This window comes from Pseudomonas sp. HMWF021 (assembly GCF_003061005.1).
In the GTDB taxonomy this organism is placed as follows: Bacteria; Pseudomonadota; Gammaproteobacteria; order Pseudomonadales; family Pseudomonadaceae; genus Aquipseudomonas.
Genome location: NZ_QAIK01000025.1, coordinates 18,692 through 26,188, shown reverse-complemented (window position 1 = coordinate 26,188; position 7,497 = coordinate 18,692). Strand labels below are relative to the sequence as shown.

6 protein-coding genes are annotated in these 7,497 nt (G+C 60.1%); all 6 read left to right on the top strand.

Annotated features, from left to right (window positions below; genetic code table 11):
* Window positions 1–76: 76 nt before the first annotated feature.
* Window positions 77–1,336, top strand: a complete 1,260-nt coding sequence (locus tag DBR18_RS02030) for an AGE family epimerase/isomerase (protein ID WP_108589065.1) — start codon at window positions 77–79, stop codon at window positions 1,334–1,336.
* 118 nt (window positions 1,337–1,454) lie between these two features.
* Window positions 1,455–2,756 (top strand): ABC transporter substrate-binding protein, encoded by a 1,302-nt coding sequence (locus DBR18_RS02025; protein ID WP_007969316.1) that lies wholly within the window; start codon window positions 1,455–1,457, stop codon window positions 2,754–2,756.
* A 140-nt stretch (window positions 2,757–2,896) separates the two neighbouring features.
* Complete coding sequence (locus DBR18_RS02020; RefSeq protein WP_003227452.1) at window positions 2,897–3,805, top strand: carbohydrate ABC transporter permease; 909 nt, start codon at window positions 2,897–2,899, stop codon at window positions 3,803–3,805.
* The gene (locus tag DBR18_RS02015) at window positions 3,798–4,643 is read left to right on the top strand and encodes a carbohydrate ABC transporter permease (RefSeq protein ID WP_007969317.1); all 846 of its coding nucleotides are present in this window, start codon (window positions 3,798–3,800) and stop codon (window positions 4,641–4,643) included. The genes DBR18_RS02020 and DBR18_RS02015 overlap by 8 nt, the downstream gene beginning before the upstream one ends.
* Before the next feature lie 2 nt (window positions 4,644–4,645).
* The gene (locus DBR18_RS02010; protein WP_108589064.1) at window positions 4,646–5,806 is read left to right on the top strand and encodes an ABC transporter ATP-binding protein; all 1,161 of its coding nucleotides are present in this window, start codon (window positions 4,646–4,648) and stop codon (window positions 5,804–5,806) included.
* Between the two features lie 224 nt (window positions 5,807–6,030).
* Window positions 6,031–7,380 (top strand): carbohydrate porin, encoded by a 1,350-nt coding sequence (locus DBR18_RS02005; RefSeq protein ID WP_108589063.1) that lies wholly within the window; start codon window positions 6,031–6,033, stop codon window positions 7,378–7,380.
* The last annotated feature ends 117 nt before the right edge of the window (window positions 7,381–7,497 follow it).

The window sequence follows — 7,497 nt, the reverse complement described above, 5'->3', positions numbered from 1 at the left end:
CGCCCCCTTCGTTACAAGCCCACCCCGGCCCGTTGTTTAGACTGCCCGCAGTCATAACAACAAAAAAGGGCCACTCATGGACACCTTCCACCCAGGCTTCAGCAGTTGGCTGAACGCCCCTGCCCACCAGCAATGGCTCGCCGACGAAGGCCTGCGCCTGCTGGCATTCGCCAAGGCGGCAAAGCTGCCTGAAGGTTTCGGCAACCTCGACGAACGCGGCCGTCTGCCGGCGCACGCGCAAGCCGAAACCATGAACACCGCGCGCATGACCCACAGTTTCGCCATGGCCCATATTCAGGGCTTGCCGGGGTTCGCGGAGCTGGTCGATCACGGCATTGCGGCTCTACGCGGGCCGCTGCGCGATGCGCTGCACGGCGGCTGGTTTGCGGTCGCCGAACATCGCGATGGCAACACCGGCAAGAACGCCTATCTGCATGCCTTTGTCGCGCTCGCGGCCAGCTCGGCGGTGGTCGCGCAACGTCCCGGCGCCCAGGCGCTGCTGGATGACGCCATCGACATCATCGACACGTATTTCTGGAGCGAAGAAGAGGGCGCCATGCGCGAATTCTTCAATCGCGACTGGCGCGAAGAAGAGGCTTATCGCGGCGCCAACAGCAACATGCACGCCACCGAAGCGTTCCTCGCGCTGGCCGATGTCACTGAAGATCCGCGCTGGCTGGTGCGCGCACAACGCATCGTCGAGCGGGTGATCCACGGTCATGCAGCGGCTAACGGCTACATGGTGATCGAACACTTTGACCGCGACTGGCAACCGCTGCGCGAGTACAACCACGACAATCCTGCCGATGGCTTCCGCCCTTATGGCACCACGCCGGGCCACGGTTTCGAGTGGGCGCGGCTGCTGTTGCATCTCGAAGCGGCGCGGGTTCAGGCCGGGATGCTCACGCCGGGCTGGCTGGCGACCGATGCGCAAAAACTCTTCGAGCAGAATTGCCAACACGGCTGGGACGTCGATGGCGCCCCGGGAATCGTCTACACCCTCGACTGGAACAACAAAGCCGTGGTGCGTCATCGTTTGCACTGGACCCATGCCGAGGCCAGCGCGGCGGCCAGCGCCTTGCTCAAACGCACTGGCGATGAGCAATACGAAACCTGGTATCGGCTGTTCTGGGAATTCTGTGAAGGCCATTTCATCGATCGCTGCGATGGCAGCTGGCACCACGAACTCGATCCGCAAAACCGTCCGAGCGCCGATATCTGGCCGGGCAAACCCGATCTGTACCACGCCTGGCAGGCGGTACTGATTCCTCGTCTACCCTTGTCACCCAGTATGGCGACGGCTCTGGCGCAATTATCCCGGCCCGTTCCTGTGTAACCATGTGGTGACATTTGCGCGTCCCTTCGTTACCTGCGAAGGGAAACGTCCTGTTTAAACTCCTGTGCAGCGCAAGCACCAGACTTGCATGCATAACAACAAGAAAGGTACATCTCAGATGAATGCGATTTCTCGCCTCGCTACTGTCATTTCTGTCGCCTCCCTGTTCCCGCTCGCAATTCTGCCTCTCAGTGTTTCCGCTGCCGAATCCAAAGGTTCGGTCGAAGTCGTGCACTGGTGGACGTCCGGTGGCGAAAAAGCCGCCGTTGATGTGCTCAAGGCGCAAGTTGAAAAAGACGGTTTCACCTGGAAAGACGGCGCTGTCGCCGGCGGTGGCGGTGCCACGGCCATGACCGTGCTGAAAAGCCGCGCGGTGGCCGGCAACCCGCCGGGCGTGGCCCAGATCAAAGGCCCGGACATCCAGGAATGGGCTTCCACCGGCCTGCTCGACACCGACGTCCTGAAAGACGTGGCCAAAGAAGAGAAGTGGGACAGCCTGCTCGACAAGAAAGTCTCCGATACCGTGAAGTACGACGGTGATTACGTGGCCGTGCCGGTGAACATTCACCGCGTGAACTGGCTGTGGATCAACCCGGAAGTCTTCAAAAAGGCCGGCATCACCAAGAACCCGACCACCCTCGAAGAATTCTACGCCGCCGGCGACAAGCTCAAGGCGGCGGGCTTCATCCCGCTGGCCCACGGCGGTCAGCCTTGGCAGGACAGCACCGTGTTCGAAGCCGTGGTGCTCTCGGTCATGGGCGTGGATGGTTACAAGAAAGCCCTGGTCGATCTGGACAACAAGGCGCTGACCGGCCCGGAAATGGTCAAGGCGCTGACCGAGCTGAAGAAAGTCGCGACCTACATGGACGCCGACGGCAAGGGTCAGGACTGGAACCTGGAAGCGGCCAAGGTCATCAACGGCAAGGCCGGCATGCAGATCATGGGTGACTGGGCCAAGTCCGAGTGGACCGCCGCCAAGAAAGTCGCCGGCAAGGACTACGAGTGCGTAGCGTTCCCTGGCACCGACAAGGCGTTCACCTACAACATCGACTCCCTGGCGGTGTTCAAGCAGAAAGACAAAGGCACGGCGGCTGGTCAGCAGGACATCGCCAAAGTCGTGCTGGGTGAAAACTTCCAGAAAGTCTTCAGCATCAACAAAGGCTCGATCCCGGTTCGTAACGACATGTTGAACAACATGGACAAACTCGGTTTCGACTCCTGCGCGCAGACCGCCGCCAAGGACTTCCTGGCAGACGCCAAGTCCGGTGGCCTGCAGCCGAGCATGGCGCACAACATGGCGACCACGCTGGCGGTGCAGGGCGCGTTCTTTGATGTGGTGACCAACTACATCAACGACCCGAAAGCCGACCCGGCCGATGCGGCCAAGAAACTGGGTGCGGCGGTTCAGTCGGCCAAGTAATGCTTGGCCCCTGTAGGAGTGAGCCTGCTCGCGATAGCGATCTGTCAGATAAAGGATTCATCAACTGACACACCGCAATCGCGAGCAGGCTCACTCCTACAAGGGGAATGCTCTCGTAAATCATTATTCTGGATTTCCCCATGAGTTCTGTTGCTGTGTTCAGCAAGGCCTCGCCGTTCGATGCGCTGCAGCGCTGGCTACCGAAACTGGTGCTGGCGCCGAGCATGTTCATCGTGCTGGTGGGCTTCTATGGCTACATCCTGTGGACGTTCGTGCTGTCGTTCACCACCTCGACGTTCCTGCCCAACTACAAGTGGGCCGGTCTGGCGCAATACGCCCGGCTGTTCGACAACGATCGCTGGTGGGTGGCGAGCAAGAACCTCGCGGTGTTCGGTGGCATGTTCATCGGCATCACCCTGGTGATTGGTGTGCTGCTGGCGGTGTTCCTCGACCAGCGCATCCGTCGTGAAGGCTTTATCCGCACCATTTACCTGTACCCGATGGCGCTCTCGATGATCGTCACCGGTACGGCGTGGAAATGGCTGCTCAACCCGGGCATGGGCCTGGACAAATTGTTGCGTGACTGGGGCTGGGAAGGCTTCCGTCTGGACTGGCTGATCGACCCGGATCGCGTGGTCTACTGCCTGGTGATCGCCGCTGTGTGGCAAGCCTCGGGCTTCATCATGGCGATGTTCCTCGCCGGCCTGCGCGGGGTTGATCAGTCGATCATCCGCGCCGCGCAGATCGATGGCGCGAGCATGCCGACCATCTACTGGAAAGTCGTGCTGCCCAGCCTGCGTCCGGTGTTCTTCAGTGCGGTGATGATCCTCGCCCACATCGCGATCAAGAGCTTCGACCTGGTCGCGGCGATGACCGCGGGTGGCCCGGGTTATTCCTCCGACCTGCCGGCGATGTTCATGTACTCCTTCACCTTCAGTCGCGGCCAGATGGGCATGGGCTCGGCCAGTGCGATTCTGATGCTCGGTGCGATTCTCGCGATCATCGTGCCTTACCTGTACTCCGAGCTGAGGACCAAGCGTCATGACTAGTCTCGCTGCCAAACCTGCTTTCAGCCTCAGTCGTGTGGCGATCTACGCGGTGCTGATCCTCGCGGTCCTGCTGTACCTGATCCCGCTGGTGGTGATGTTGCTGACCAGCTTCAAGACCCCGGAAGACATCAGCACCGGCAACCTGCTGAGCTGGCCGACCGTGGTCAGCGGCATCGGTTGGGTCAAGGCTTGGGCCACGGTGGACGGCTACTTCTGGAACTCGATCAAGATCACCGTGCCGGCCGTGGTCATTTCCACCGCCATCGGCGCGCTGAACGGTTACGTGCTGTCGTTCTGGCGCTTCCGTGGTTCGCAGCTGTTCTTCGGTCTGCTGCTGTTCGGTTGCTTCCTGCCGTTCCAGACCGTGCTGCTGCCGGCCTCGTTCACCCTCGGCAAGATGGGCCTGGCGAGCACCACCACCGGCCTGGTGTTCGTGCACGTGGTCTATGGCCTGGCGTTCACCACGCTGTTCTTCCGTAACTACTACGTGAGCATTCCCGATGCGCTGATCAAGGCTGCACGGCTGGATGGCGCGGGGTTCTTCACGATTTTCCGGCAGATCATTCTGCCGATGTCGACGCCGATCATCATGGTCTGCCTGATCTGGCAGTTCACGCAGATCTGGAACGACTTCCTGTTCGGTGTGGTGTTCTCCAGCGGTGATTCGCAACCGATCACGGTGGCGCTGAACAACCTGGTCAACACCAGCACCGGCGCCAAGGAATACAACGTTGATATGGCAGCGGCGATGATCGCCGGCCTGCCGACCCTGCTGGTCTATGTGGTCGCAGGCAAGTATTTCGTGCGCGGGCTGACGGCCGGCGCAGTCAAGGGGTAATCATGGCAACGCTCGAACTTCGCAACGTCAACAAGACCTACGGTGCCGGCCTGCCGGACACCCTGAAGAACATCGAACTGTCGATCAAGGACGGTGAGTTCCTGATCCTGGTCGGCCCGTCGGGCTGCGGCAAGTCGACCCTGATGAACTGCATCGCGGGCCTTGAGACCATCACCGGTGGCGCGATCATGATCGGCGATCAGGACGTCAGCGGCATGAGTCCCAAGGATCGTGACATCGCCATGGTGTTCCAGTCCTATGCGCTGTACCCGACCATGAGCGTGCGCGAGAACATCGAGTTCGGTCTGAAGATCCGCAAGATGAGCCAGTCGGCGATCGACGAAGAAGTCGCGCGCGTGGCCAAGCTGCTGCAGATCGAACACCTGCTCAACCGCAAGCCGGGCCAGCTCTCCGGTGGTCAGCAACAGCGCGTGGCGATGGGCCGTGCGTTGGCGCGTCGGCCGAAGATCTATCTGTTCGACGAACCGCTGTCCAACCTCGACGCCAAGCTGCGCGTCGAGATGCGCACCGAAATGAAACTGATGCACCAGCGCCTGAAAACCACCACCGTTTACGTGACCCACGACCAGATCGAAGCGATGACCCTGGGCGACAAGGTGGCGGTGATGAAGGACGGGATCATCCAGCAGTTCGGCACGCCGAAAGAGATCTATAACGATCCGGCCAACCTGTTCGTGGCGAGCTTCATCGGTTCGCCGCCGATGAACTTCATCCCGCTGCGCCTGCAGCGCAAGGATGGCCGTCTGGTGGCGCTGCTCGACAGCGGCCAGGCCCGTTGCGAGTTGCCGATGAGCATGTCGGATGCCGGTCTTGAAGATCGCGAAGTAATCCTCGGCCTCCGCCCGGAGCAGATTGTCCTGGCGAACGGCGAGGGCAATGGCCTGCCGAGCATCAAGGCCGAAGTGCAGGTCACCGAGCCGACCGGTCCGGACACCCTGGTGTTCGTCAACCTCAATGAAACCAAGGTCTGCTGCCGTCTGGCGCCGGACGTGGCACCGCAGGTGGGCGAAACCCTGACCCTGCAATTCGATCCGTCGAAAGTGTTGTTGTTCGATGCCAGGACTGGCGAGCGTCTGGGCGTTGCGGGCCAGACGCAGACCGAAGCGCGGTCGGCAAACGTGGCGCAATTCAAAGGCCGCTGAAGATCAATGCTGGAATGCGGTCATGTGGGAGCTGGCTTGCCAGCGATGGGGCCGGCACATCCAACATGGATGTCGCCTGAATCACCGCCATCGCTGGCAAGCCAGCTCCCACAGGGATCGGGTTCCAAACAGGAGCACGCGGTGGATGGCCTGTAATTCATCGCAATTTATGTAAACCGCGTTGGAAAAAAACAGTTAATAACAATAAAGACGAGGATGTAGGGATGAAAAAGAAACACGTCAATGCCCGGTTGATCTGCCAAGTGTCAGCTGCGGCGGCATTGGTGCTGGCCGGCAATGCAATGGCTGCCGAGGCATTCAGCTCCGATTCGAAATGGATGACCGGCGACTGGGGTGGCGAGCGGACCAAGCTGATCGAGCAGGGTATCGACATCAAGGCTGACTACGTTGGGGAAATGGGCGCCAACCTGCATGGCGGCTACAACGACGACAAGACCGGTCGCTACAGCGATCAGTTCGGTCTGGGCGTGGCGCTGGACCTGCAAAAACTCTGGGGCTGGGACAACACTCAGGCCAAGATCCAGTTGACCAACCGTAACGGGCAAAACATCTCCAACGACCGCGTTGGCGATCCGCGTGCCGGCACACTGTCTTCCTCGCAGGAAGTCTACGGTCGTGGCCACATGGTGCGTCTGACCCAGTTGTGGATTCAGCACCAGTTCTTCGACAACAAGCTCGACGTCAAGGCCGGTTACTTCGGTGAAGGCGAGGACTTCAACACCTTCCCGTGCGACTTCCAGAACCTGGCGTTCTGCGGTTCGCAAGTGGGTAACTGGGCAACCAACATCTGGTATAACTGGCCCGTCAGCCAGGCCGCGATCCGCGTGAAGTACAACATCAACGACGAGCTCTACGCACAGATCGGTGCGTACAACCAGAACCCGTCGCAGCTGGAACATGGCAACGGTTTCAAACTCAGCGGCAGTGGCACCAAAGGTACTGTTCTGCCAGTCGAACTGGTCTGGTCGCCGAAGGTCAACAGCCTGCCGGGCGAATACCGCGTCGGTTACTACAAGAGCACGGCTGACGCCAATGACGTCCGCGAAGACGTCAACGGTTTCGACGCGGCGACCACTGGCAACGCGTACAAGACCCACAGCAGCAAACACGGCTACTGGTTCGTCGCGCAGCAGCAACTCACCAGCCACAACGGTGATGCGACTCGCGGTCTGAACATTGCCGCCAACGCCACGTTCCACGACAAGGACACCAACTTCATCGACAACTACCAGTCGGTGATGTTTGTCTACAAAGGCCCGTTCGACGCACGTCCTAAGGATGACGTCGGCATTGGTGCGGCGCGTATCCACGTCAACGATGACGTGAAGAAAAACGCCGAGCTGCTGAACGCTTCCAACGGTGTGTCGGATTACGACAACCCGGTTTTCTCGCCGATTCGCGAAACCGAATACAACTACGAGATCAACTACGGCTTCCATGTCACCAACTGGCTGACCGTACGTCCTAACCTGCAGTACATCACGCACCCGGGTGGTGTCGATGCAGTGGACAACGCTTTGGTCGCTGGTCTGAAAATTCAGTCTACGTTCTGACGCGTCTGCGATAAGCTCCTCTCCATGTGCGCATATTTGCGGACAGCCAAGGCTGTCCGCTTTTTTTTGCGAAGTTCAGTGGATCGCTTTTGTGGCGAGGGAGCTTGCTCCCGCCCG

What these genes read in the sequence shown, in the direction of transcription:
- DBR18_RS02005 (WP_108589063.1), top strand. Translation starts at nt 6,031, where the DNA reads ATGAAAAAGAAACACGTCAATGCCCGGTTGATCTGCCAAGTGTCAGCT.
- DBR18_RS02010 (WP_108589064.1), top strand. Translation starts at nt 4,646, where the DNA reads ATGGCAACGCTCGAACTTCGCAACGTCAACAAGACCTACGGTGCCGGC.
- DBR18_RS02015 (WP_007969317.1), top strand. Translation starts at nt 3,798, where the DNA reads ATGACTAGTCTCGCTGCCAAACCTGCTTTCAGCCTCAGTCGTGTGGCG.
- DBR18_RS02025 (WP_007969316.1), top strand. Translation starts at nt 1,455, where the DNA reads ATGAATGCGATTTCTCGCCTCGCTACTGTCATTTCTGTCGCCTCCCTG.
- DBR18_RS02020 (WP_003227452.1), top strand. Translation starts at nt 2,897, where the DNA reads ATGAGTTCTGTTGCTGTGTTCAGCAAGGCCTCGCCGTTCGATGCGCTG.
- DBR18_RS02030 (WP_108589065.1), top strand. Translation starts at nt 77, where the DNA reads ATGGACACCTTCCACCCAGGCTTCAGCAGTTGGCTGAACGCCCCTGCC.